We start from the raw sequence: 26256 nt of genomic DNA, 5'->3' as shown, positions 1-26256 counted from the left end.
GCTAACGCAGCGAGAGTGCGCCTGCGTTCGTATCGTTGCCAACCGCATCACGATAGGCAGTTGCTTCTTCAGCTTCTGTGGCATCGCTGAAACGTACTACCAGTACACAAGAAGCAAGCACTAATACGGTAATGCCCAGGTAAAAAAGCCCTTGCTGATAACCAAGACTTTCACTCCGGAACAGAAAGGCGGCGGATACGGCACCGACATTTCCACCCGCCCCCACGATACCGGCAACAGCACCGAGTGCTTTTTTATTGATAAAGGGCACCACGCCAAATGTTGCTCCTTCGGCCATTTGAACAAACAGGCTAAAGACCAGCATGATGCCGATTGCGAGGCTTAAGACGTGCATTTGTGAGAAGGCAATGAGCGCTATTCCTTCACATACTAAGGCGATAAACAGCCAGCGGACTCGACCTTTTAAACCACCTTGTTTGGCGAACAGGTCTGAAAAGACGCCGCCAAGGGTACGGGCAAAAATATTCATTAGGCCAAATAAACCAGCGATTAAACCAGCGGTCGCCAGGGTCAGATCAAATTTGTCGAAGAAGTAAATAGCGGCAATATTATTGATGGTTAGTTCGACGCCAAAGCAGAGCCCGTAAACAATAAACAGCGCCCATACGCGAATATCTTTTGCTGCGGTCAGAAAGCTGTGTACAGCGCTATTTTCACCTGTGGCTTCGGGTAGTTCGCCGCGGGCGCGCAGGTCGCTAAAGTTGCCATCGGGAGCATCTTGGGTAAACAGCCAATAGCCAATCCCAGTAAAAAACAGTACGACACCAGGCACCACCATTGCCAAGCGCCACCCTAGCGTTTCACTAACGCCAAGCATTAGTAGACCTGAGAAGATCAACGGCATCAGGATTTGCGTCGTACCGCCGCCCAAGTTTCCCCAGCCAGCACTGGTCGCATTGGCGGTGCCAACGACATTCGGCGCAAACATCATCGTGGTGTGATATTGGGTGATCACAAAGGATGCACCGATGGCGCCGATGGCCAGCCGAGCGAGTAAGAAGGTCTCAAAGCTATTGGCAAAACCTATGCCCATAACGGGCACAGCGCCCAGCATTAACAAACCGGTATAGGTTTTACGAGGCCCAATTTTATCGCACAGTACGCCAATGAGCAGGCGGACAATAACGGTAATAGCAACCGAGGCAATAATGGTATTGCCGATTTGCGTTTGGGTGAGTGATAAGTCTTCACGGACCACCGCCATCAGTGGCGCGATGCCAAACCAACCAAAAAAACAGATATGGAACGCGAACCAGGAGAAGTGGAACGCGCGCATTTGAGGGGTAGAGAAGTTTAATAGCCGAATGCGGTTAGCTTTATTGCGAATGTCCATGGATGGCCTCACAGAGCACGATACGAGTGGGTCAAAACATGGCGCTTGGAAAGGCGCTATGTTGTTAACGAGAACATGCCTTCGCCATTGAAGGGCAGGTTCGACGCACTCGTACCCGTTGGGCCTGGTCCACGCCTACCATCATTCAGTAAGAGTTAAGCAAGTAGTTCGCCATAAGATTGTTTTAATTTTAAAATCAGTTTCTTATGTTTATTTTTTTGATAGGTGGAGCGTTGCGGCAAGCGGGTAATGCACCAAGGTGGCGCATCTGCAGCAAAGGCGTGCGGCACGTCAGTGCTGATTATTCGTGCAAATAAACAGCGTCAATATCCAGTGTTGAGCGTTCACCTATCGACTCAAAGTGAGTTTCTAGCCAGCGCTCGGCGGCATCGCGCCCTTGTTCAAACAGGTAACATAGAAATGCCCACTCTGAGTTCATTTTGCTCGATACCGAGAGGTCCTCTAGCGCCTGTTCGCCACTGATACGGTGGAACAGAGCTTGCTGATAGCAGTTTTCGATACCCTGTTCATCCAGTGTGCGCTTAAGCACTGCAATCATGCGTATTTCTTTAATCAGGGCGGAATTAAAGGTAATTTCGTTTAGTCGATTCATTATGGCTGAGGCAGATGTGGGTATTTCTTCTCTGCTGATGGGGTTAATCTGCACCAATAGAATGTCGCGGGCGCTGCACTCTTCCATTAAAGGGAACAGTGCTGGGTTACCCATATAACCGCCATCCCAGTACGCTTCACCCTCTATCTCAACGGCTTGAAATACAAATGGCAGGCAAGCAGAGGCCATCACCGCATCCACACTCATCTCTTCGCGGCGAAAAACGCGCTGCTTTCCGGTGCGAACGTTAGTGGCGGTCACAAATAGCTTAAGCTGCTCACAACGTCTTACACGTTCGAAATCAATATGTTCAGCGACAATGTCACGCAATGGATTAATATTGAGAGGGTTCAGTTGGTAGGGGGATACCAGGCGGCTTAAAAGGTCCATAGCCACATAGCCCGGTGAATGATCGAGAGACCAGTTTCCGGTAAGCACATCAAGTGGTGAGCGGCGAATTGGGCTCGCCATCCCTGCTCGACTAACCGCTTTCCAAAACTGGTGTAACGCTTGGCGAGCTGTCTCTTTATTACCGCGGGTGAGGGCATCTGCCATGACCACGCCATTCATTGCGCCAGCGCTTGTGCCGCTGATGCCCTCTATGTCGATACGGTCATCTTCAAGTAGGCGATCGATGACTCCCCATGTATAAGCACCGTGGGCTCCACCGCCCTGTAAAGCGAGATCTAGCTTTTTGATCTGCGACATTGCTTTCCCTGCTGAGTGAGTGATTAAAAGCGCAGTAACCCACTCAGCATGGCATAAAAGAGCGTGATATGTGTACGCCTGCTAGGCAGGCGTACAGCACGCTATCAAGGTGAATCTGCTAATGGTGAAGGGCGCCCATTTGAAAGGGGAACCTCATAAACAGCATGTTCCATCAATTTATCAAGCTGGAGCGCTAGCTGGCTGCTGGCTTCTTCCATCATAGCCAGCGCCGCAAGCTGGCCATTGTGATCACCTTGGCGGGCAAACTTAAGAGCTTCTAAACCGCTTTCATGAAAACGCTTATGGGGTGCCGCCAGCGCTTTGTAAGCCTCGGTATGCTTATAGCGATGACCGTCACCCATAAAGTACCAATGCCCAAGCGTGCAGTGCTGGTGATCTTCTAAGCTCTCTTCCAGATGAGCAGAGAGTAGTTGACTATAAAGGCGGCTTTTCCATACCGCATGCTCGAGTTTGGCGGCGTGTAAATAAGCCGTGGTTGTACTGTGGTGTATGACCTTATACATATGGCGTGACTGATCTATCAACTGCTCAATGACCTGTTCTGCTGCTTGGGCAGCGCTGGTGAGTGCCTTTATTTCCTGCTGCTGATAATCTCGGATCTTTGCATCTTCATTGACTTGCAATGCAGTGCGCTCGACCCACTGCGCTAGCTGGTGTGCTAATTGCCGAGAGTGTTCTGATAACTCCTGCAGGTCCTGCACAATCGCTGGCATGCCTGCCGGTTGTTCATGAAAGTGGGCAACTTCCAAAGCCGCAGTAATCGCTAGCGCTTGTGTATGGCCTGCATTGTGTCCTAATTCGACACTCAGCTGGCGTATATCGTGGAAGGCTTGCTCTGTCACTAAAGGGGACGATAAATACGTGTCTGTTTGCTGGCAGCGTTGGCGATGTTGTTGCAATGTTTGTGCGCTTTGCTCGGCTTTATGGAGACGCTCGAAGGTGTCTGTGAGTGTCGATTGCTCGGCAGCAAGGTGCTGAGCATGCACTTCTACGCCCTTGCTCAATGAGCAAAGCATGTCCGCGCCCCTGGCCTGAAGCATGCTGAGTGACTCAACTGGCGTCATCAAGCTGATCGCGCGACAGCTGTGACGCTTTTTTTCAGCATCCAGTTGGGCATTCAATGTTGCCACTTCCTGCTCTAGGCGATGGATAGTTTGATACGGGTGCATAAAAGCAAACATGGCCAGTACCTGCAAAATAGTAAATAGTTTTGTGATGTTTTGTCACAAAGTATTGCAGGTAGTTGCTGTGCTTGCCGGAGTTACCTTATATTAATGATAAAAACCAGCCTCTTGTGTTTTATGAGTCTATGTTTCTTAATGTATTTGGATCAGTCTTAAAGACCAGCCTAAAGGCTGGTCTTACACAGTGAGCAGCTTCGCCGCTCGGCAATTTTGCTAGAAAGATGATCAGCGTTGGGCTAGATGGCGAGCATTGTCGTTTGGGCAGCGCAGAAACTGCGATGTTGCTAACCACTCTTCATCCGGATAGTAGGCAAAGACATACTGGTTCTCTTTTAAACTGTCGATAAGCGGATACGTGATGTCTTCGCGTACGGCAGGGCAGCCGTGGCTACGTCCGAGTCTACCGGTCTGGGCGATAAAGTCGTCGCTAACATAGTCAGCGCCATGAATCACAATTGCTCGCTCAAACGCGAGGTCGTTCACCTCTGGCTCTAAGCCATCCAGGCGCAATGAATAGCCATTACGACCATAATAACTATTCATTGTGCGAAAGAGCCCGATGCTGGATTGATGGCTTTCGGGGGTATTGGAGAAGACCTCTGCCAATGCATCGCCTGAACCCTGCCCATGGGAAACCAGCTCTTCGAACAGCAGCTTATGTCGATGTAGGTCAAAGACCCAAAGCCGTGGCTCGGTAGACGGAAGTGAGTAATCAATGACGGCTAAGCGCTCAGCGGTTGGGTCAGCACAGCTAAGTGACTGAGCGGCGAGCCGCAGTGCCTCTGGCGTTGCCGATGGCGCTAGTTGGAGTAATTGATGATGCAAGGGCGAAATGCCGGGTGGCGCAGTAGAAGCGACCTGAGAAAAAAAGCTGGCGGCTTGTAAGGGAAGGCTCAATAACAGCAGTGGAAGCGAAACAATGACGGTAGAAGCACGTAGGTAAAAAAGCATAGAGTGCAATCCTGCAATAGATATCGACGAAGTAGACAGGTAAACGGCTATGATAAATAGATGTAGCGCAATAATGATGAATCGCAATCATAAATAGCGACGATGAATAGTAACGCAAGGAGGAGCGATGAACGAGACAACGTTAATAAGACGATGGGCGATAGGGATGGCCCTGTGTCTGACGCTGGTCCAAGCGCCTCAGTTGGTTACCAGCGCGCAAGCTGATACAGGCGCTCTTGAGCAGGCACTTGCTCAGCGTTTAGCGACTCAATCTAGTGAGTTACTGCCTGTTGAAGACTTTTATCAGCAGCTAAACCAGCGACTCGTCTGGCAAGATAGCAGTCGTGTTGAAGCACTGGTGCAGGCGTTAAATAGCCTTGAAGATGATGGTCTAACGCCTAGTGATTATGACGCAGATATCCTGCTGACTGCATTTCAGGCTAGCCAGCAAGCAGGTGCGTTGGCCCAAGCTGATTTTGATGTTCAGGCAACGACAGCACTTTTGCTTGCACTTGAGCACCTCTCGCGGGGCAAGGTGAACCCAAACGAGGTCGAGCCTAAATGGGATATCCCTAGGCCAGAGCGCCGCTACTCTTTGCTGCGCATTGTTCATGCGGTGGAAAATGGCGATATTCAGGGCGCGCTTGACTATGTAAGGCCCTCGTCAACGGAGTACGCTCAGCTACGCGATGCGCTACGCCAATACCGTACGCTGGCTGAAAAAGGCAGTGTTCTCTATCTGGCAAGTCGAGATGAGGCGTTACGCCCAGGCGATACTAATGAGGATGTACTGGTATTGCGCCAGCGCTTGGCCTATTGGGGAGAAACCAACTTGCTGGGGGCAGATAGCAGTGCCTACCCAATGATTGAGGCGCAGTCAGCGGTTAGCAACCAGCGTACTTATGATGCTGAGTTAGAAAGAGCCGTTAAGCAATTTCAACGTCGTCATCAGTTGCAAGAAGATGGTGTGGTGGGTCAGCGCACACGGCTTGCATTGAACACGCCGGTCACGTCGCGTATTGATCAGCTTCGTGTCAACTTGGAGCGGGCGCGTTGGCTCAAGCCTACCCAAACCGATGAGCCGCGTGTGTGGGTCGACATTGCGGGGTATCGACTGCACTACACTCGGCCCAATGGTGAGCACTGGGATGCCAGGGTGGTAGTCGGCACACCGCGGCGCGAAACGCCTATTATTCATTCGGCGATTAGCCACTTAACTATCAACCCGTCATGGACGATTCCACCGACCATTATGCGTGAGGATGTTTTACCTCAGGTTAGACGAGATCCAGGCTATTTGGCCCGGCGCAATATCCAAGTGATAAGTCACTCCGGCGAGCGGTTAGACGCTGCTGCTATTGACTGGCAGCGGCCAGGCGCAGTGATGCTGCGTCAAGTGTCAGGTGGCGGTAACCCGTTAGGTCGCGTGGTGGTACGTTTTCCTAACAATGAGATGATCTATCTTCATGATACACCTGCCAGGGGAGTGTTTCAGCGCGATCAGCGAGCGCTCAGTTCTGGCTGTGTGCGCGTTGAAGGCGTAACGGAGTTTGCACAGTTACTGCTTCAAGATAGTGGCAGTCGCTACCAATTGTCTTCGTTGCTTAACAGTGGTGGGAGTGATCGTAATGTTAATCTGCCGCAGCGTATTCCTGTCGCGCTGCACTACTTAACGGCCTGGCCAAATGCGCAAGGAGAAGTGGAGTTTCGCGATGATATTTATCGCCGTGACGCCGATCTATTGGCTGCATTGTCACGAGCGGTATAACGTGATGGGAGGATTGATGGCTAGATATTTTGTAAGGATGGCTTATCGGCAAGGTTGGTAACTCAGGCTTACTTCAAAGCAATAACGCCGCCCTATAAGGGCGGCGTTACTGTTTGATGCAAAGAGAGTCAGAAAGTTACTGCTCTTCTTCTTGACGCTCGTAGTTAGCAACACTGATAGTGCCTGTCTCACCGCTATCCAATGCCGCCATCATGGGCTCAGCCTGGCGCTGGAACGCAATCAAAGTATCGCCACTAAGGCTGGTGTTTTCAGGCAGCTCTACGTTCATCGCGTTGACAGGCGTGTTGTTGACGATGACCTCATAGTGCAGATGAGGCCCCGTACTCCGTCCGGTGTTGCCTGAAAGTGCAATGCGTTCACCCATTTCGATACGCGCACCTTCGCTGACCAGCGGGCGAGAAAGGTGAAGATAACGGGTTTGATAGCCATTATCATGGCGAACCACAATGTAACGCCCTGCAGCATGATGGTTACCCACTTTTTCCACCCGACCATTGGCGGGAGCAATAACAGGTGTGCCAATAGGCATCGCAAAATCGGTGCCATTATGCGGGCTTATGCGGCCAGTTACCGGGTGTTTGCGGCGTGGGTTAAAGTTAGAACTTAGACGGTAATTGCCTTCAAACGGATAGCGCGAGAAAGCAGGATCTAAGCTACTTCCTTCAGGCGTATAAAAGTTGCTATCAATGGCATTACGCAGAAGCGTCAAGTCCATGCGTTCGCCATCGTACTTAACAGCGAGCACGCGAGAGTCAAACGCTTCCCCATCAATCATGTCGGACTCAACTAGCACTTGAAAGCGATCCCCACGACGGCTGTCGCGTCGAAAGTCGAGTTTTTGCTCAAGTAGGTGGGTGAGTTCAGTAACGGCGCTGCTGCTTAGACCCGTTGCCTGGGCCGAGCGTGCAAAACTACCGCTTACGCTGCCCGCGTAGAGACGCTGTACTGCTTCACCCTGACGCTCAATAACCGTGGCGGCAAAGTGTTCTTCATCACGCTCTAGCAAGATACCGTCGCGGGTGTTTTTCATCATACGCAACGACAGCAAACGACCATTTTCATCTAACTTGTAATCAAAACTGTGGCCAGCACGCCAATGCGTAAGCATACGAGGGTCTGGAAGATCCTCTAGCAGCGCCATTACTTCGCTGTAGCCAAGGCCTAGCTTGTTCTGTGCCAGCAATGCGAAGGTCTCACCCGACTCAACAATATGTGTTTTCCATCTAGGAACGTAGGGCTCGTCCGTAGCAAGCTCCAGCTCGAGAAAAGAAATATCACCAAATAGCTCATTGCCATAATCTTCATATGAAGTGGCATCGGCAATTTCCACGGAAGCCGTGTTATCCACATCGCCAGAAGCAGTTTTATCAACTTCGAGCATACCGCTGGAGAGGGTTCCTAGCACCACGGCGATATGGAGCGCGCTGTCATCCAGTTGGGCGCTAATGTGAGGTTGCGTCGTGTCGCTAGCCATTGAGGCTTCGGCGCTAGGAATGACATCCAGATCGACAATTTCTTTAGCAGCAAGGTCGTGCAGCGGAATATTCTCCCGCGTGGCATCAATCGCGCGGGAAGCGCGATCAATGGCTTCAGCAACAGGGGTGCGTTCTTGGCGCAGTGAGGGGACCCCAGGAGCAGAGTCGCTGGGAAGCGGTACAAGCACGCTTTCCAGTGGTGTATGAGCGTGGTTTAAATCGTGGTAGGTCGTAATTAACTTTTGTGTGCCCAGCACAGTGACCATTGTAGCCACGGGTAACAGTAACAATTTATGTGTGCGGGGCAGCGAATGAAGAATTCGCAACATGGGTAAATGGGCCGCCGAGTTCGTGATAAATGAGTAACATGAAAGAAAGTAAACCCAGGAACCATACCCCATGAGGGTAAGAGTGAACAGACTGTATGCCTGTACACTAAATGTACTTCATTGAAATACGGAAGTAATAAGTAAGTAAATCTATTTGTGAACACCGTTCGCTAAAAAAAGTAACTTAACGCAAACCGTCTTAAAGCTAAGCAGGCATATTAATTAACCATAGGGGGGTGACGCTAAGCAATATTTTCCACCAAATTTAGAAGTCAAATTAATTGTGTAATGCTTTCGTATGAGATGTGTACTGGTTTTGTCGAAAATTAAGGCTGCTCGAAAACCAATTACTCATCATGAGGCAGTCTCCAGTATATTTATTAAGAGGACTTAGTGATCGACTGGTGTTAGATGCTGTCTTTTTTGTAAAAAATTGTTTCTTTTGTCGTGTTTGGCAATTTTAGTGTCGATTAGCCGTGATTTAAGGGAAAAAGTGTCAGGTGGCTCCCCTTGGCAGCCTGATACCTAGGAATAATTGTTTGCAAGCAAGTACTCAGCGCTTTTTCCTGGCATTCTATAAGGGTTTTTCGAACATAAAGCGGATTATTTCGCTGTTTAGCGTCGAGGGAATCGAAATGTCTCGAGTAACTCTTGCACAGTGGCAGATGCTGGCAGCCGTTGTTGACCATGGTGGGTTTGCGCGGGCGGCCGAGGCTATTCACAAAAGCCCATCTACGCTTAATCATGCCGTGCACAAGCTAGAAGAGCAATTGGGTGTTCAGGTGCTGGAGCCGGTGGGCAGGCAGGTACGCCTAACTGAGGCGGGCGAACTCTTATTGCGCCGAGCTCGTCAGTTAATTGAGAGTGCCGCCTCTTTAGAAGATGTTGCTACCCGTTTGGCTGCAGGCCTGGAAGCTGAAATCGTGGTCGCTATTGACCAGATTTTTCCAGCTGCTGCTCAAGCGAAAGCGCTTGAACGTTTCTCGGAAACGTATCCTCAGGTCAGAGTGCAGTTGCATGAAAGCGTGCTCAATGGTGGTACGGAAATGCTCCACGATGGTCGTGCGGACCTCGTCGTCTCAGGGATTGCGGCTCAAGGGTATTTAGGTGAACCGCTGGTGAACGTGCGGTTTATAGCCGTTGCACACCCAAGCCACGAGTTACACCAGCTTAGCCGCTCGCTAGACCTTCGGGATCTAACCCAACACCGTCAATTGGTCGTGCGTGATTCAGCGATACGCCAGTCGACGAATTCCGGCTGGTTGAAAGCAGAGCAGCGATGGACGGTGAGTCACTTAAACACGTCATTAGATATGCTGAAGCGTGGGTTAGGGTTTGCCTGGATGCCAGAAACCCGTATTGCTGATGAACTTTCAAGTGGGCAACTCAAACCTTTGCCGCTCAGTGCTGGTGGGATACGAATGGTGCCTATGCAGTTGATATTCAGAGACCGAGATCGCGCTGGCCCTGCAGCTCATGCCATGGCACAGGCATTGAAGCAGGGGGTGAGCGAACTCTGCCCTAAGGATTCGATTTCATCGAATGAATCGCCGTAAAACATCCGCTTGAGCATCGGGGAAGCGGGCGTATGCTAAACGCCATCAACATTATTAATGCGTTTACTACATACGATTATTACAACAGGAGACCGCCCGATGGGACTGCTTGTTAACGGCGAATGGGTTGATCAGTGGTACGACACTAAGAAGCATGGTGGGGAATTTGTTCGCGAGTCTGCCCAGCTGCGCGACTGGGTGGGCGACGATACCATGATGGGGGCACAGTCAGGCGGTGCATCGTCAGGCAAACAGTGGCAAGGGCAGAGCTACCCTGCGCAAGCAGACCGTTATCATCTTTATGTATCTTTAGCCTGCCCTTGGGCGCATCGAGTTCTGATTATGCGCAAATTAAAAGGGCTGGAATCACTCATTGGTGCTTCTCATGTCAGCCCTTTGATGCAGGATAAGGGCTGGACATATGACCAATCTGAGGGCTCCAGCGGGGATCCTGTTAACCACGTCGACTATCATCACCAGCTCTATACGATGAATGACTCTACCTATACGGGACGTGTCACAGTACCGCTGCTTTGGGATAAGCAACGTAGCGCAATAATCAATAATGAGTCAGCTGATTTGATACGCATTTTTAATCACGCGTTTGATGAGTTGACCGGTAACGATTTAGATTTTTACCCTGATGACCTGCGTAGCACGATTAACGACATCAACGACGATGTGTACGAGCATATTAATAACGGTGTCTATAAGTCGGGTTTTGCGACGGATCAGCAGGTGTATGAAAAACATGTGCAGGCGCTATTTGATGCCTTAGATCGAATGGAAAAGCGTTTGAGCGAGCATCGTTATCTAGCGGGGGAGTGGTTAACCGAGGCGGATATTCGGCTTTTCACTACGCTGATCCGTTTTGATGCTGTCTACTACGGTCATTTTAAGTGCAATTTAAAACGTATTGAAGATTACCCAAATCTAGCAAATTACGTTCGCGAGCTGTATCAGTGGCCGGGCATTGCAGAGACTATCAATATGGACCAGATAAAACGCCACTACTACTACAGCCATGAGACGATTAATCCAACGCGCATTGTGCCTACCGGACCGCTATTGGATTTAGAGCGCCCTCATGATCGTGAACGCTTGCCAGGGCAGGGCATCCGTCGTCGAGCTTCATAATTTATAAGTAGAGAGCTTCTCAGAAATTGCATCTCAAACCTCGTTACTAACAAATGGGCCACCCAATTGCTGGGTGGCCCATTTGGCTAGTTAACCGCTAGCTTAAGCGATTTAAGCTGACAGCTTACTCGTTATCATTAACGGCTTCGCGAGTAGACTGCCAGGCACTTTGAGCGCCTTCTTTGGTCGTTTGCCATGCATCGCGGGCACTGTTTTTAGTCTGTTCCCACCAATCACGATCGTAGGTAGGGAAGGATTCAACTTCCTCTTGGGAGGCCTCAAGCATAATACGGTGTCCGGTATCACCATCACTCTCGGTATGGGTTTCCAGGGTAAATTGATCGGTATTAATAACAATTTCACGACCACCCAGGCCAAGCACTGCACCGCTTTCAATGACTAGCGCTGAAATGCGCATTTCTTCATCAAAAAGAATGTCTTCGACTTCACCTATTTCTTCACCAGAACCACCCGCAAAAAACACCTCTGCATCCATGATGTCATCTGCAGAATACATACCTTGGGGTTCAGTTGAGGCCTGAACACCGAAGGCCAAGCTGCCTAAAAGGGCGGTACTGATAGCAGTGGTAAGCATTGTCTTGCGCATAGCATCTCTCCATGTAGCTATTAATGTGCGGTTAATTGGACGACAAACGTTAAAGATCGTTCGCCCATTCATCAGCACGGCGTTCGGCTTCTTCCCGCTCTAAGCCATATTTCTGCTGTAGCTTGCCAACAAGTTGATCCTTCTTGCCGCCAATCTGGGTAAGCTCATCGTCAGTTAATTCACCCCAGCTTGCGCGAGCTTTTCCTTTCATTTCTTTCCAACTGCCTTCAATTTGATCCCAGTTCATAGCATCACTCCTTGAAGTTAGTGAACATTGTTAGGCACTTCTCAGGTTAGACGAACAAGGAGTATGTGCAAGCCAGAGTATTAATAACGGTTAAAGCAAAAAAACTGGTCATGAGCGATTGGTGGTGTTAGGATGCGCCCTCCTCGCATGTGTTGACCCCTCCATCACGACGATAAGCGATTTCCTATGTAGCGTTGACTACGAAGTGAAATGCTTGCTGGAACATCTTGCCAACTGCAGATGTTCATTGCTGTGAAGATGGCGCGCCTCCAGCATTTCACCAAACGGGTGAAATCGGCGCAGAAGGTCGCCACAGCGGTTAGCCCGCTTATGCGGTGTTTGCTAACCGAATGCTAGGTGCGACCGGCGTCTCCGACTCCATTGATGATGATATCCGCCTTGCGGATCCTTGCTTATTAATATGCATTGTCACGCGTATTAACGAGCAGAGTCAGAGACGCTTACGATGTTTTTTGCCGGAAAAACCGGCCTACCAAGGTGTGATTAATGACCTCGACTTCTGTCGCTTCGCCGAGCTTCGGCGATCTTGCTCTGTTGCCTGCCGTTCTCTCTGCTGTTGAAGCACAAGGCTACGAAATTCCCTCGCCGATCCAGGCGCAGACAATTCCTGCGTTGCTGGAAGGCCGCGATATGCTGGGCCAAGCACAAACCGGCACCGGCAAAACTGCTGCATTTGCATTGCCATTGTTATCGCGTTTAGAACTTACCCGTCGCGAGCCTCAAGTACTGGTTATGGCTCCGACCCGTGAACTTGCTCAGCAGGTTGCGGCTTCGTTCAGTAAATATGGCCAAAACCTCAAGGGTCTTGAAGTCGCTATCCTTTGTGGTGGCCAAGAATACCGTGAACAGTTAGGCGCGCTAAAGCGCGGTGCCCAGATTATTGTTGGCACCCCCGGCCGTATTATCGATCACCTTGATCGCGGTAGTCTGAAACTCGACGGTCTTTCGGCACTCGTGCTGGATGAAGCTGACGAAATGCTGCGCATGGGCTTTATCGACGACGTAAAACGCGTGGTTGCCGATACCCCTAAAGATGCTCAGCGTGTGTTCTTCTCGGCAACGCTGCCGACTGAAATTGAGCGCATTGTTAACCGCTATCTGGTTAATCCGGTAAAAGTTGCGATTGAGTCGCGCACGACGACCGGTGAAAACATTGAGCAGCGTATTGTACGCGTCGATGGTGGCGCTAAGCTTGAAGCAGTGGCACGCATCCTTGAAGTTGAGCCGGTTGATGCCGCTATTGTCTTCGTGCGTACTCGTGCTGCTTGTACCACGCTGGTTGAACAGCTGACAGCTCGTGGCGTTAATGCCGCTGGCCTGTCTGGCGATCTAGACCAAAGCCTGCGTGAGCGCACCATTACACGCCTCAAGCGTGGCAAGGTTGATGTGTTGATTGCGACCGACGTCGCTGCTCGTGGTCTTGACGTTCCGCGTATTACGCACGTTATCAACTACGATCTGCCGCAAGACGCAGAAGCCTATACCCACCGTATCGGTCGTACCGGTCGTGCGGGCCGTAGCGGTATCGCGATTACGTTCGCTGGTTTCCGTGAAGGCCGTAAAGTGGGCTGGATGGAGCAGGCTACCGGTCAGAAAATGACTGAAATGCCGCTGCCAGACGAAGCCGCTATTCGCGCTCACCGTGATGACGTATTCCATCATCGCGTTGTGGCAGCCCTGACCAAAGGTGCTGAAGAGCAGCGTGCACTGGTTGAGCGCCTAGTAGAAGAAGGCCATGATGCCGTTGAGCTAGCTTGTGCTTTTGCCGCGATGGCACGTGCTGACGAAGCGCCGATTGGACGCTTGCAAGCCCCGCGTAAAGAGCGTGCTCCGCGTGATAGCGCGCCTGGTGGCAAGCCCGGTGGCCGTCGCGAGCGCCCAAGCGCACCTAGCGAAGGTATGATTCGTTACCGTGTTTCTGTTGGCCATAAAGATGGCGTTAAGCCTGGTCAACTGGTGGGTGCACTGGCGAACGAAGGTGGCATCGAAGGCGCCCGTATCGGTCGTATTGATATCCGCAACGCTTTCTCGGTAGTTGAGCTACCCAGTGGCCTGCCTTCCACTATTCTGGCGAAAATGGCGCGTGCCCGCGTTGCTGGTCGCCCGTTAGAAATTAGTGAAGACAGTGCACCTGAGCGTGCTCCTCGTCGTCGCCGTGATGACGGTGATGCACCAGTTCGTCGCCGCGAACGCGCTTAAGTTAATATATAGCGCCATATAATGGTGCTTTAAAACGACGTTTAACGATCGTTCTATCCCCTTACGCCCAGCGGCTTAAGGGGATTTTTTTTGCCTGTCATTGCAGCTGGGAAGTTGAGCTACGTTAGTATGGTTATGGTTCAGTAAAAGGAGGCTGCATGGACGCACCGCTACATGACTGGAATTTAGCTCCAAAAGAGGCCGTAGCGCTGCAAACAGTGCTGGCGAAACGACTTGAAACCACTGATCGTATCGGTTCTGTGCACCACATTGCTGGGGTCGATATTGGGTTTGAAGCGGGTGGTGATATCACTCGGGCGGCGGTCGTTGTCCTAAAATGGCAGCCTGACACCACGCAACACCTAACGATGGTAGAGCAGGTGGTTCATCGTGAGCCAACGCGGATGCCTTATATTCCCGGGCTGCTCTCTTTTCGCGAGATCCCGGCCGCTCTGGAAGCGTTCGCTAAGCTTGCGATCACACCCGAACTGGTAATGGTCGACGGGCAGGGGATTGCGCATCCTCGGCGGCTTGGTGTCGCTGCCCATCTGGGGCTATGGCTAAATTTACCGACGATCGGCATCGCTAAGTCGCGCTTAACGGGTCAACATGCAGAGGTGGGAAACACGCGGGGGGATTGGGTGCCTCTAACATCAGGTAACGACGTTATAGGTGCCGTGCTCCGCTCGCGGGAGAATGTGAAACCGGTGTTCGTATCGCCTGGGCATCGATTATCCCTTGAAACATCGCTTGACTGGGTGGTGCGCTGTTTAGGACGCACCAAGTTACCAGAACCCACGCGATTAGCAGATCGGCTTGCATCAAGACGCGACCAAAAGCGGCTTACGTAAAGCGTAGGAAATGGCGCAGTAGGCTAGAGGCCGCTTGAGTGTCGGTGATCGCGTCAATGAGGGCGTCAGGATTTTCACCTTGGTCGCGCAATGCGGCTTTCTGGCGCTCGATATAAGCATGCATCACTGGTCGGGTGAATTCTGGGTGAAACTGCACGCTCCATTGGCGGGGGCCATAACGTAATGCTTGATGAGCATCGTGGTTGTTATGCGCTAACACCGTGGCGTTGGGTGGCAACTGCATGACCGACTGGGCGTGGGTCAGGTGAGCCGAGAAGTGTGTGGGCAGCTTGCTAAACAGGGGGTCTTGATGGCCTGCTTGGGTCAGCCTTACCTTGCGCGTTCCTGATTCTCTTCCTGCAGGGTGGTAATCGCTAATGCCACCGAAGGCTGACGCCATCAACTGGTGACCATAGCACACGCCAAGCATAGGGACGTTCTCGGCTAGCGCTTGCTCAAGCCAAGGTTTTAGCGCCTCGCTCCATGGCTCCTGTTCGCTCACCATACTGTGGGAACCCGTGAGCATAATGCCGGCGAATGAGGTAGGAGTAGGTGGAACACCTTGTTTGCGCGCATCCCAAACCCTGAGTGACAGATGTGTCGGCAGTACCGTCGAAAGCTGATTGATAAAGAGTTGCTCGAAATCACCGTATTGGTCGACCACTTCAGGGAAGGCGTCACCGGTTTTGATAATGACTAAAGAGGTCATGGCGTTCTCGTTGTCCTGTCAGAGGCAAGGTTAGTGAAGAAAGGTTAGAGAGGAAAAGTTAGCCCAATCAGGGCATTGCCCTGTAAGGTGGTAGTTCTCACCATACACCTTTTTCGCTTTATATTAGGAGCCTAATATGCAACAGATAACGCGTGCTGGCGAGCCCATGGATGTGGCGGGAACGCTACCTGCTCCAGGCCAAACTGCTCCGCTGATGACGCTCACCAATGCCGATTTGAATGATGTCACCCTTGATACTTATTCGGGCAAGCGCAAAGTACTGAATATTATCCCCAGTGTGGATACGCCCACTTGTGCGGTGTCTACTCGGCGGTTCAATGAATTGGCCTCGCAATTGGATAATACCGTTGTGCTGGTCGTGTCTGCTGATCTACCATTTGCAGCCAAACGCTTTTGCGGCGCAGAAGGGTTGGATAACGTTGAAACCTTGTCTACCTTCCGCCATCGAGAGTTCCAAGAAGCTTGGGGTGTCGCATTGGCTAATAGTGCAATGGAAGGGTTGTGCGCCCGTGCCGTGGTAGTGCTCGATGCAGATAACCGCGTGTTGCACAGTGAGCTGGTAAGCGAGCTGAAAAATGAGCCTGATTATGAGGCCGCGCTGGCAGCCTTAAAAGGCTAGCCAGAGGCGGTACGCAGGTTGCTAGCCTGCACCTTGCGTAGCTGCCGCCACCAGTGCACTAATTAAACGTTGCTGGGGGCGGTTGAAAATAAGCCACTCGGGATGCCACTGCACACCAATCAGAAAATCATGTTTTGTCGACTCAATTCCCTGGACTAGCCCGTCCCGGTCGCGGGCGACAATATTGATACCGTCACCTGCTTGATTGACCGCCTGATGGTGCAGGCTATTCACGCGGCACCACGTGACGCCTAATAGTTGATAAAGCTTACTTCCTCCGACAATATCCACTGTCTTACGCGGTAGCACAGTGCGCCGTCGTTTCAGGCCTTCGTGGGTGGTATAAATATCAGGGTCGAGAGTGCCACCTGAATGGACGTTGATTAGCTGAGCCCCCCGGCAAATTCCCAATACGGGAGTGTTTTGCGGAATAAATCGGCCGAGTAGATTGAGCTCTAGTTCATCGCGGGCTGGGTCTAGCCGCACATCCAGCTGTACTTCGCCGCCGTAAAGATGTGCTTGAATATCATCGCCGCCACCAATAATTAGCCCGTCAAGGTGGGCAGGCAAGGGGCGTGAAGGGGACAAGCGAAGCGGTTTGCCGCCATGTCGCCATACGGCGAACCAGTCAAACCACCACGCTAGGTGGCTTTTTTGATCAGAGGTTGTAATCCCAATAAGTGGTCGAGACATGCTGGCACGTTCTCACTCAGGCAGTGTGTTTAGGATGACTTCAATAGGCCAAGCAGCTTCGTTTTACAGCGTTTCCACCAAGGTTGGCTGTGTTCAGCAATATACTCATCGCAGCGAGCGCGCAGCACGTCACTGTTTGCGGCTAGCTTTTCTACCTCAACCCAGCGATTCCACTCCACAACTGACCCCCAGCCGGGCTGAGAAAGCTGCGCATTGGGTAGCCGATAATGAAACGTCGGGCGTGGTTTAGTGAGCTGGCTATGCAGCAGCTCATGGGGATGGTCAGGACGCAGGTGCGCAAACAGCGGCAGTAGATCTAACTCTCGATTACGCGTTGGGTTGTAGTGCAGATAGTCATCGATAAACGTATCTAAATCAGGCTGATAACCAGAATCCAGGACTTTAAGAGCGTACTCTTTATGAAATGGATTGGCGTGAGGCAGAACTTCACGGGTAATGTCGACTTTGATTTCATCGCGCAGCCAGCTGGCGAGAAGCAGATACGCTTGCATCATGGCTAGAAGGTAAGCAACGTCAAACCGTTCTACTTCAGGGTTTAGATGCAAGCCAAATCCGTAGAGTAAGCTGGCATCCGTGCCTTTCGCGCCTTTGTCGCGTAGGGCACTAAATAGCTGGTCTAGTTCACCTAGTTCATCCCAGGGAATCGGCGGGCAGACAATTTCCGTAGGCACTAGGCCCGTCACCATGTCGCCAATCAGTTCGCGGGTTTTTTGATGGAACTCTATTCGCCGATGGCGCTGCTGGCGTGCCCATTCACTGTCGCTTTCATGGTGTTCTTCCAGTAACGTCTTATCAGGATGAGCATACTGGGTATCCAGCTCAATACCGAATTCGCCCCATCGAGTCGCTTCAACGAGTAGCCGATGGGGACTGACCACGTTAAGCTCACCCCCAAATAGCTCGCGTACCAGCTCAGCGGTATCATGCGGCGGGAGTCCGGCGAATTCGATTTCCACACCGACACGCCTTGTTTTTCCACCACTATTTGTACGGTTAGGAGGAGCGTGCAGCGTCATCTCGGTATCCTTGAGGTGAACGTTTAAGCCAACAGCCTATCATAGTCACGCATTAAGGCTGAGCGTACAAAGTTAAGTAAACGCTAACTAAGTGGCGTGTTATGTCAGTTCATTTTCGGGAGTTAAGCGTGCGACAGCACTGGACAATCAATATCGTGTTAGGCGTTTTTTTGACGCTACTCCTAGGTGTGATGACCTTCGCACAGGCGCAGAGCGTTTCTCTGCCAAGCCTGGGGGGGGGCAATGATGCATCAGAAGAGCAGAGTGTCAGTAGTGAACGCTTCCAAAGCTCGCTGAGCGATGTGATCGCAATGCTGGAGAATGAAGAGCAGCGTAGAGCGCTGCTCGACTCCCTGCGTGAATTGCAGCTTGCCACCGAGGCTGGCGAAGAGGACAAAATCGTTCATCAAGGCCTGCTGGGCGCATTAGCCGATACGCTGACCGATATTGGCGAGCAGGCTCAGGCTGGCGATTCGCCGGTTGATGAATGGTCACGACAATTGGTTCAAGGAGCTGCCGACTTACGCGCATTAAATGATGGTGCTGACCAGGGGGAGGCGCTACGCGCAGTGGCTGAAGGCGCCGTCCTTGGTGTTATTTGGGGGACGCTGCTGGTCGTTATGATTGCGTTTGGGCGTTTGATCGCCACACGACGAGAATGGCCGCTTGATTTGCCTCGTGACCCGAAAGCCTGGTTATTGGCAGTGCACTTTTTACGCCGCATGCTGCCTTGGGCACTGTCATTCGCGATTACCCTAGGGATTGGGCAGATATTACCTTACAGCCCAGGCCGAGCGGTTGTACTGGTTGTGGCTTACGTTTGTGTGTGCGGTCGCGCGTTGTCGGTGGTGATTGAAACGGTCATTGCGTTTTTCAGCCGTGGCCATCGTTTTACAGCGGTACAGGTGCTGCAGCAAAAAGCCTTGCGTGGTCTGTTTGTCATTGGCGCATTAATCGCCTTGGGCGATGCGGTGAACTCTACCCGCTTGGTTGAGTTGCTGGGTAGTGAGCTTTCCAGCTTAGTGTCTGTGCTTGCGAATATGTTGGCTGCGCTGCTTTCAGCACGCTTTATCTTTAAATTTAAACGACCTGTTCGCCATTTGATCTGTAACCGCCCTTACAAGCAGCGCCGTGATGCTAGTGCCGCCGTTGAGATGATCCGTGCGCTGGGCGGCCTCTGGCATATTCCTGCGCTGCTGATGGTGGGTGGCTCATTATTAGCGATCTTTATCACCGTGGGTGATGTGGGTACAGCGCTTGCGCGCTCGATTATCTCGGCAAGCTTATTGGTGTTGACGTTAGTGGTGACGGGCTTGTTAAGACGTCAGTCAGAGCGCTTGGGTAAGCGCCGTCATCGCCGTCGTTACAGCCAATATCGTAAGCGTTTAGAGCGCTTCGGCTTTGTACTTGCCCACCTTTGCGCCTGGATGGTATTCGCCGAACTGTTTATGCAGGTTTGGGGCGGTTCGCTGTTTGGCCTTGGTCAGCAAGCGGTAGCCAGTGCCCGTATTGGTCAAGCCTTAATAAGTCTGGGGTCAACTATTCTGCTGGCTTGGCTGGTCTGGATCTTTGCTGATACGGCTATTCAGCGGGCGCTAACGTCATCCGCGCGCTCTCGCGGAAGGCGAGTGAATCAAGCTCGGGCGCAAACCATTACGCCGATGATTCGTAATGTTATTTTTGTGACGATTTTGATTATCGCGGTGATTGCCGGGCTAGCAAATCTTGGCGTTAACGTCACACCACTACTTGCGGGTGCGGGTGTCATCGGTCTGGCGATTGGTTTTGGTGCCCAAACGTTGGTGCAGGATTTAATCACCGGGATCTTTATTCTGATTGAAGACTCCCTGGCGGTGGATGATTTCGTGCAAATTAATGGCCATATGGGGACCGTTGAGGGCTTAACACTACGTACTGTGAAGCTGCGTGATTTAGATGGGGTTGTCCATATCATTACCTTTAGCCGTATTGAGTCGATTCATAACATGTCGCGCCAATTCGGTATTGCGCTAATGCGTATTCGTATCCCTTATGCGATGAAAATCGATGATGCAATTACGCTGATGCAAGAGACAGCGCAAGAGTTACGCAAAGACCCTATGATGCGTCACTATATTTGGTCTCCTTTAGAAATGCAGGGTGTGCAGGGCTTTGAAGATGGTTGCCCTATTTTGCGCATGCGTTTTCGCACAGCACCCGAAATGCAGTGGGACGTATCGCGTGCCTTTAACTTGCTATTGAAGCAACGCATGGAAGCGCAGGAAATCGATCTGGGCGTACCGCGTCTCAGTGTCAGCATGGAGGCGCGTTCAGAAGATCGCCGGCAAGATCGTATGCCCGATGAGGCTGCGAGAGAAGAGCCTACGGTAAAAGAGCGCACCGGCACGGATTTCACGCTCGATGAGCCGGGTGGTAAGAGCCGGGGAGGGAGTATCAGTGATGAAGACGGCGATAGCCCGCGAAAGCGGCCAGCGCCGCCAAAACCTGCTCCGCGCCCGACAGAAGCTGAAACCCGCCGAGATGAGCGCGAGCGGGCAGAGGCCTCATCCTATGCTAAGCCCAAGGCCCAAGGCGAGTCCAAAGGCGACGCCTATGCTAGCACCAATGGAGAACAGGGCAATGAGTAGCCACAGGCCTTTGAAGCGCCGCCAGCGGTTATAAAGCGATACCGCAAGACTAACGCGATCAATCAGCTCGTCATGGCGCGAAATAGCATGATCGGGTGGCAAGGAAAAGTCGTTGGCCACATCGCCTTGCCAATGAGCAGCGTGGGTGAGTCCAAGCCTTGCCCGCAGTTGTCCTATGTCGCTGACGGTTTTGTGGAGCTTGTTATAAGCGTCGCGATGTTCTGCAACACCAAGTACGGTTTCAGCATCCTGGCGCAACGCACTGTTTGGGCAGCGGGCCACCGCGCTATTGATTTCTTGATCGCTCGCGTCGGGTGTTAGTGTCAGTCGTTGATACAAATCGCGCATAATGTTCGAGTCGATACTCACTGTCGGTTTGGGTGCTCTGCCCTTAATCGTTAACAGTAGGCTGATCAGGTGTTTTGCATCAAATAATCGTAGGCACTTTTGATTCGCTGAAAGCGCGTTGATGCCAGTGCTATTTGATGTTCACTACCTGAATAGAAACGATCAGGGTGGTGCAGCTGCGCCATGCGGCGATAGGCGCGGCGGATATCGGCACGATTAGCCCCTGGTGTTAGTCCTAATACTGCCAGCGCCCGTGTGTGGCGATCGGGTGGTGAAGAGGGGCGCTCCCGCTGTTGGCGACGGGCTTCTTCCTGACGCTTCTGCTCTTGTTGCCAGCGCTGACGCTGTTGCTGTTGGGTCTGTTCCTGTCGTTTGCGGCGCTCTTTTTGTTTGTCCTGTTCCCGCTTGTTCTGTTCTTGCTTGGCCTGCTGCTGTTTTGCCTTCTCGCGGTGTGCTTCTTCCTGTTGGCGTTGTTTATTCTGCTGCTTTTGTTGCTGTTGTTCTTTATTAGCACGCTGGCGCTCTTCGGCCTCTTTTGCTTTCTGTTCAGCCGCGTGTGCATCACGTGCCTTGCGCGCATGATATTCTGGATCATGCACCTGCCAGTATGTATCTCGACTGGGGTCCTCTGCTGATTGCAGTGGTTTGCCCGTTAACTCATGAAAGAGAGTGCTGAATGTGGCAGGTGTGACATTTAGCAAATCAGCGAGAAAGCCCAGAATGTAATGGTTATTCAGAGATAGCTCGCCATCGTCGGTGGCTACCGTGATCGCTTGGTAAAGTATGCTGAGACTGCGCTCGTTGGAGCACTCATTGCGCACAACCTCGGCCGCTAACTGAATGGCTTGAAGGTCTTGACTATGGGCAATACTCATCACTGGCCCAAGTTCGTGCCCGTGACGAAATTGCGCGGTGACTTGAGCCAGGCGCCGCCGCCGCTGGCCTTCAGACACCTGCTGGCGATGTACAAGCACCCAGGCTAACAGTAGTAGTGTTGCCGTATCCACTTGGCTGCGGCTCTTTAGCAGCAACAGCTCAAAGGGTGAAAAACGGGCAATGGACATTCCCTGGCTCCAAGGCAAAGAGGTTAACCGCAGAAGTACTTTAACGGCCATCCTGATAATGATTGGCCATGGTATATCATCGCGTTACGCAATGAAGTAGGAGATTCGTCAGGTGATCAATGTTGAGCGTAAAAATAGCTTCCAGCTGAGGCTCACTCGACGGCTCAAGGAAGAAACGTCGCACACGCTCGATGTTTACCTATTTGTGCCCAAAGAGCTTGGGCTTAGCACCCATGTCATTTCAGAAGAGGCGTTTTATCACGGCGCGATTAGCGTTTCACGCACTTACTACAGTGATGAGTACCATTTACCGTTGGTCCATAGCCGTTTAGCGAGCCGTAATCAGTTAGGCAGTGATTCCTATCGATTAAGCTTAAGTTTGTACGCTTATCAATACGTTGGGGCGTTAGAACGAACGACTCAGGCAATGCTGGTCAGCGCCCGAAAACTACGCCATGCCACTAGTGATCAGCGCCAGGAGAGCGGCGAGCTTCAAGAGCTTGCCGATGCGCTCCGTGATCAACTGTATGAAATGAGCGATTTGAGTGACGGCATTCTTAAACGGCTGCGGCGCAATTCGCCCACCGACGAACGGCTCTATAAATACTTTGCCAACATCGATAATTACCTTTCCTGGTTTACCGAGCAGCAACTGTTGGCATTAGTAGCGCATATGCCTCGTGGCGGCGAGTTTAGTGAGATAAAGCGTCGCTTTATCATCGTCTGCCAGCGTGAGAGCGACTATCGAAAAGAGCAAGAGTATAACGCTGAACGGGTGATGGAAGATCCCACTCGGATGTCGAATAAAATGCGCTTGCTAAGGAGGCTTATTGAGCATCCCATTACGCTCAAGCAGCGTGCTCTAGAGCTTGGGAGCGGCGAGCAGAAGGCAGTAAAAGCGTTGGCGACTGCAGTAGTAATGACCTTTGTATCGCTTGGTGTGCTCCACTTGCGTAGTGTGCTGGGCGATGTCACTGCGTTGTTTGTATTGGCGTTGGCGCTGCTTTATGCGATGCGGGAAGTGTTTAAAGACGACCTGCGTAACACGCTATGGCGCTGGCTGCGGCGTGGAAGGCCAAAGTGGCGGCGGCAATATATCGACCCCACGCGCAATCAATCGGTGGGCCGGCAGTTAGAGTGGTTCGACTATAAGCGCTATGCCGCACTAGATGCTGATATTCAGCAAATGCGCCGTCGCACGGTCGCTCAGCGTGAAGAAGAAGTACTTCATTACCGTTCCAGCTCGCGTATGTCGCCCACCCGCTTTTTAAGCGGTTATGAGCATACCCGTGAAACGCTGCATATCGATCTTTCCATGCTGACGCGCTTAATGAGCAAAGAGAAGCACTTCATTTACCGTCTGAAGGAAGGTCAGGCCGTTAGAGAAAGTGTCGAGAGACGTCACCTGTTTAACTTGGTCATTCGTGAGACCGGTAGTGAGGACACAACCTACCTAGCTCGCTGGAAAGTGGTTGTAAGCCGTTCTGGCATTGTCGATGTCGAGAAAGTCGCTGAGGAAAGTGTAGAGAAAACCAGCAAATAAACTGCGTTGGATCAATAGACTGGCACTGAGGCTGGGTCTGCATAGCGAAATCACCAGTAGCACACTAGTCTCAAAGGTGAGCAATATAATTTGCGACTGCGATCCTGTCGCCTGGAGGATACTGTGCAAGCTATCGACATTATGACACCCAACGTGGTGTGTGTAGGGCCCGACGCAAACGTGCGCGATATAGCGCAGTTGCTACTTGAAAACCGCATCAGTGCCGTACCGGTCGTCGATGATGAGCGTAGAGTGCTGGGTATCGTGAGTGAAGGCGATTTGATGCGTCGAGTGAAAGATGAAGCGGACGATAACCGCTCTTGGTGGCTCTCGCTCTTCAGTGGCGGTAAAGACGCGGGGACATATATTAAATCCCATGGACGTAAGGCACATGAGGTAATGACCTCCAAGCCACTAACTGTCGAAGAAAATGCACCGCTGCATAGCATTGCTCGTTTGCTGGAGAAGCATCACATCAAGCGGGTGCCAGTGGTGCGAGACGGTAAGCTCGTCGGCATTGTCAGTCGCGCAAACTTACTTCAAGGGATTGCTAACGCGGTTGTAGCGCCCACTCAGTCGCCGGAGGATGATCGCTCTATCCGTGAAGCCATTCTCAAAGAGATCGATAATAACACCGGTGTGCGAACCGAAAGCTTCAGTGTGATTGTTGATGGTGGGAACGTAGAGATTTGGGGGCTAGTAGAGTCAGTAGAACAGAAGCAGGCAGTGACCGTAGCGGCTGAAAATACTCAGGGCGTCAAGCATGTTGAAAATCATCTTGGCATGATGCCTCGTGGAGCAGGCTACTTCTAACACGTTGTGTTTCTTAGCTAAACAGCCCGTTGCTTTATGCAGCGGGTTTTTTTATGGGCGCTAATGCGTAATGCCAGTCAGTTAAGGCTGACTGGCATTATCCCCTAGCCCCATATAACAAATCGGCTACCTCCCAAAGCGAGCACCGCACGTCATTCCCGAATCACCGCACGTCATTCCCGAGTGGGGTTATCGGGAATCTACCTTGACCTTGACCTGCAGCAGCCCGAAATCCCAGGTCAACATGGATTCCCGCTAAGGGCCTGCGGGAATGACGAAGTGGCAGGGCCTGCGGGAATGACGGAGTGGCAGGGTCTGCGGGAATGACAGACTGGCAGGGTCTGCGGGAATGACGAGGGCGGCTCGGAGGGCTGGGGTGGAGTCATCGTCAGGCACTTATTAAACAAAAAGACTAGCCGTCATTCCCGAGTCACCGCACGTCATTCCCGAGTCATCGCACCGTCATTCCCGAGTGGGGTTATCGGGAATCTACCTTGACCTTGGCCCGCAGCAGCCCGAAATCCCAGGTCAACATGGATTCCCGCTAAGGGCCTGCGGGAATGACGAAGTGGCAGGGTCTGCGGGAATGACCAGGGTGTCTCGGAGGGCTGGGGTGGAGTCATCGTCAGGCACTTATTGAACAAAAAAACCAGCTCATCGGCGAATTCCCGAGTCATCGCACCGTCATTCCCGAGTCTCGTTATCGGGAATCTACCTTGACCTTGACCTGCAGCAGCCCGAAATCCCAGGTCAACATGGATTCCCGCTAAGGGCCTGCGGGAATGACGAAGTGGCAGGGCCTGCGGGAATGACGAGGGCGGCTCGGAGGGCTGGGGGGGAGTCACCGTCAGGCACTTATTAAACAAAAAAAACAGCCCAATTGTCTGCTTTAAGGCGCTTCACCGCCCATCATCTCAATTAAACGCTCCTCGCTCGGTAAGCCTTGAATCCGGTCGATACGTAAATTGCCACTGTCTGTTTCGCGCTGGAAGGCGCTGGTGGGCGTAGCGTACAGGCCTAGCTCCTCAAAAAGCTGATTGTTGGCATATACCTGTTCTTCAATATCTCTAGGCTGAGCGCTTGCTGAAAGCGAATCGCCGCTGCTGTGGTCATGTAGCGCAGCAGAAGGGTCGTCTGCACCTAGTATCGTGGCCGCCAGAGCGGGACTGTTCGGCGCCAAGATGCCCACCATAATATGGCGCAGCTGCACTTCACCAGCCTCTACCCAGGGGCGGCTTTGTTGCCACAGCTGGCGACAGTAGGGGCAGTTAGCATCGGTAAAGGTATAGATAACCCGCGGCGCGTTTTCATCGCCATCTTGAATCCAGTGGCTCTCTTCCAGTAACGCCCAGGTTTGCGCTTCAAGCGGCACCCGAACATGCTCCTCTATCTGTGCTTCGGTGAGGTCGTTGCCTTGATCATCCATTAGCGTGCCGATAATGGTGTGTTGGCCATCAGGCGTTAAATAAATCGCCAGCTCTTGGCCCTGCACGCTAGCACCGTAACCACGCATGCCCCCTGGCGCCTCAAACTGACCGTGAATCGTTATCCCCTGATTGGTGAGCGCTTGAACCGGCGCCGGCAGTTCTTCGGCATAACTCAACGACACGCTACTCATCGCTACAGTAAGCGCTAAGGTGCGCAATCCCGGCAAAAAAATGTGAGGCATAACACGTCCTTATACATGCGAAAAGTCGGCATCAACGCTATCGCCATTGATGATGATCGCGACAGTATCTC

22 protein-coding genes are annotated in these 26256 nt (G+C 52.0%); 9 read left to right on the top strand and 13 right to left on the bottom strand.

The features are described from left to right. Window position 1 precedes the first annotated feature (1 nt). The 4 genes from INT19_RS15415 to INT19_RS15400 all read right to left on the bottom strand — a co-directional run bounded on the left by INT19_RS15415 (window position 2) and on the right by INT19_RS15400 (window position 4831). Window positions 2–1354 carry a NarK family nitrate/nitrite MFS transporter gene (locus INT19_RS15415; RefSeq protein ID WP_125746087.1) on the bottom strand — a complete coding sequence of 451 codons (1353 nt, stop codon included), beginning with the start codon at window positions 1352–1354 and terminating at the stop codon, window positions 2–4. 301 nt (window positions 1355–1655) lie between these two features. After that, window positions 1656–2675: a patatin-like phospholipase family protein gene (locus INT19_RS15410; protein WP_193061412.1), complete on the bottom strand. Its 1020-nt coding sequence runs from the start codon at window positions 2673–2675 to the stop codon at window positions 1656–1658. A 104-nt stretch (window positions 2676–2779) separates the two neighbouring features. Continuing rightward, a complete protein-coding gene (locus INT19_RS15405; protein WP_125746091.1) occupies window positions 2780–3877 on the bottom strand; it encodes a CZB domain-containing protein in 1098 nt (365 codons plus the stop codon). 228 nt (window positions 3878–4105) lie between these two features. Then, window positions 4106–4831 (bottom strand): murein L,D-transpeptidase catalytic domain family protein, encoded by a 726-nt coding sequence (locus INT19_RS15400; RefSeq protein WP_125746093.1) that lies wholly within the window; start codon window positions 4829–4831, stop codon window positions 4106–4108. 127 nt (window positions 4832–4958) lie between these two features. Between INT19_RS15400 and INT19_RS15395 the strand changes: the two genes are divergently transcribed. Further along, on the top strand, window positions 4959–6599 hold the full coding sequence (locus INT19_RS15395) for a L,D-transpeptidase family protein (protein ID WP_193061411.1): 1641 nt from the start codon (window positions 4959–4961) through the stop codon (window positions 6597–6599). A gap of 136 nt (window positions 6600–6735) precedes the next feature. On the opposite strand, the gene INT19_RS15390 is transcribed toward INT19_RS15395, so the two are convergent. After that, window positions 6736–8424: a peptidoglycan DD-metalloendopeptidase family protein gene (locus INT19_RS15390; protein ID WP_193061410.1), complete on the bottom strand. Its 1689-nt coding sequence runs from the start codon at window positions 8422–8424 to the stop codon at window positions 6736–6738. Window positions 8425–9059: 635 nt separating this feature from the next. On the opposite strand from INT19_RS15390, the gene INT19_RS15385 reads away from it, so the two are divergent. Both INT19_RS15385 and INT19_RS15380 read left to right on the top strand, forming a co-directional pair. Beyond that, complete coding sequence (locus tag INT19_RS15385) at window positions 9060–9980, top strand: LysR family transcriptional regulator (protein WP_089040900.1); 921 nt, start codon at window positions 9060–9062, stop codon at window positions 9978–9980. Window positions 9981–10079: 99 nt separating this feature from the next. Further along, on the top strand, window positions 10080–11117 hold the full coding sequence (locus tag INT19_RS15380; protein WP_193061409.1) for a glutathione S-transferase family protein: 1038 nt from the start codon (window positions 10080–10082) through the stop codon (window positions 11115–11117). A gap of 124 nt (window positions 11118–11241) precedes the next feature. On the opposite strand, the gene INT19_RS15375 is transcribed toward INT19_RS15380, so the two are convergent. After that, window positions 11242–11724 (bottom strand): PRC-barrel domain-containing protein, encoded by a 483-nt coding sequence (locus INT19_RS15375; RefSeq protein ID WP_193061408.1) that lies wholly within the window; start codon window positions 11722–11724, stop codon window positions 11242–11244. Window positions 11725–11773: 49 nt separating this feature from the next. Next, window positions 11774–11971: a CsbD family protein gene (locus tag INT19_RS15370; protein WP_038482059.1), complete on the bottom strand. Its 198-nt coding sequence runs from the start codon at window positions 11969–11971 to the stop codon at window positions 11774–11776. Between the two features lie 507 nt (window positions 11972–12478). Between INT19_RS15370 and INT19_RS15365 the strand changes: the two genes are divergently transcribed. After that, window positions 12479–14191, top strand: a complete 1713-nt coding sequence (locus INT19_RS15365) for a DEAD/DEAH box helicase (RefSeq protein WP_193061407.1) — start codon at window positions 12479–12481, stop codon at window positions 14189–14191. A 158-nt stretch (window positions 14192–14349) separates the two neighbouring features. Further along, complete coding sequence (gene nfi / locus INT19_RS15360; protein ID WP_193061406.1) at window positions 14350–15042, top strand: deoxyribonuclease V; 693 nt, start codon at window positions 14350–14352, stop codon at window positions 15040–15042. Here nfi and INT19_RS15355 read toward each other — a convergent pair. Further along, on the bottom strand, window positions 15035–15751 hold the full coding sequence (locus tag INT19_RS15355; RefSeq protein ID WP_193061405.1) for a glutamine amidotransferase: 717 nt from the start codon (window positions 15749–15751) through the stop codon (window positions 15035–15037). The genes nfi and INT19_RS15355 overlap by 8 nt on opposite strands. 136 nt (window positions 15752–15887) lie before the next feature. Between INT19_RS15355 and tpx the strand changes: the two genes are divergently transcribed. Next, complete coding sequence (gene tpx, locus INT19_RS15350) at window positions 15888–16391, top strand: thiol peroxidase (RefSeq protein WP_089038888.1); 504 nt, start codon at window positions 15888–15890, stop codon at window positions 16389–16391. Window positions 16392–16412: 21 nt separating this feature from the next. On the opposite strand, the gene INT19_RS15345 is transcribed toward tpx, so the two are convergent. After that, a complete protein-coding gene (locus INT19_RS15345; protein WP_193061404.1) occupies window positions 16413–17084 on the bottom strand; it encodes a gamma-glutamyl-gamma-aminobutyrate hydrolase family protein in 672 nt (223 codons plus the stop codon). 29 nt (window positions 17085–17113) lie between these two features. After that, window positions 17114–18121, bottom strand: a complete 1008-nt coding sequence (locus INT19_RS15340) for an amidoligase family protein (RefSeq protein WP_193061403.1) — start codon at window positions 18119–18121, stop codon at window positions 17114–17116. 128 nt (window positions 18122–18249) lie between these two features. Here INT19_RS15340 and INT19_RS15335 point away from each other — a divergent pair, with 128 nt between their 5' ends. Beyond that, window positions 18250–20748 (top strand): mechanosensitive ion channel domain-containing protein, encoded by a 2499-nt coding sequence (locus INT19_RS15335; protein ID WP_193061437.1) that lies wholly within the window; start codon window positions 18250–18252, stop codon window positions 20746–20748. Here INT19_RS15335 and INT19_RS15330 read toward each other — a convergent pair. Both INT19_RS15330 and INT19_RS15325 read right to left on the bottom strand, forming a co-directional pair. Next, window positions 20665–21096 (bottom strand): hypothetical protein, encoded by a 432-nt coding sequence (locus INT19_RS15330; RefSeq protein ID WP_193061402.1) that lies wholly within the window; start codon window positions 21094–21096, stop codon window positions 20665–20667. The two genes, INT19_RS15335 and INT19_RS15330, sit on opposite strands and share 84 nt — an antisense overlap. A 65-nt stretch (window positions 21097–21161) precedes the next feature. Then, window positions 21162–22160, bottom strand: a complete 999-nt coding sequence (locus INT19_RS15325; RefSeq protein WP_193061401.1) for a J domain-containing protein — start codon at window positions 22158–22160, stop codon at window positions 21162–21164. A gap of 112 nt (window positions 22161–22272) precedes the next feature. Here INT19_RS15325 and INT19_RS15320 point away from each other — a divergent pair, with 112 nt between their 5' ends. Then, a complete protein-coding gene (locus tag INT19_RS15320; RefSeq protein ID WP_089038882.1) occupies window positions 22273–23703 on the top strand; it encodes a hypothetical protein in 1431 nt (476 codons plus the stop codon). A 123-nt stretch (window positions 23704–23826) separates the two neighbouring features. Continuing rightward, window positions 23827–24516: a CBS domain-containing protein gene (locus INT19_RS15315; RefSeq protein WP_193061400.1), complete on the top strand. Its 690-nt coding sequence runs from the start codon at window positions 23827–23829 to the stop codon at window positions 24514–24516. An 889-nt stretch (window positions 24517–25405) separates the two neighbouring features. On the opposite strand, the gene dsbG is transcribed toward INT19_RS15315, so the two are convergent. Continuing rightward, window positions 25406–26185, bottom strand: coding sequence for a thiol:disulfide interchange protein DsbG (gene dsbG, locus INT19_RS15310; RefSeq protein WP_193061399.1), 780 nt, complete (start codon window positions 26183–26185; stop codon window positions 25406–25408). Between the last annotated feature and the right edge of the window lie 71 nt (window positions 26186–26256).

Source organism: Halomonas sp. 3A7M (assembly GCF_014897875.1).
Classification (GTDB): domain Bacteria; phylum Pseudomonadota; class Gammaproteobacteria; order Pseudomonadales; family Halomonadaceae; genus Vreelandella.
The sequence above is the reverse complement of the archived record's forward strand: the minus strand, read 5'-3'. Positions and strand labels throughout refer to the sequence as shown.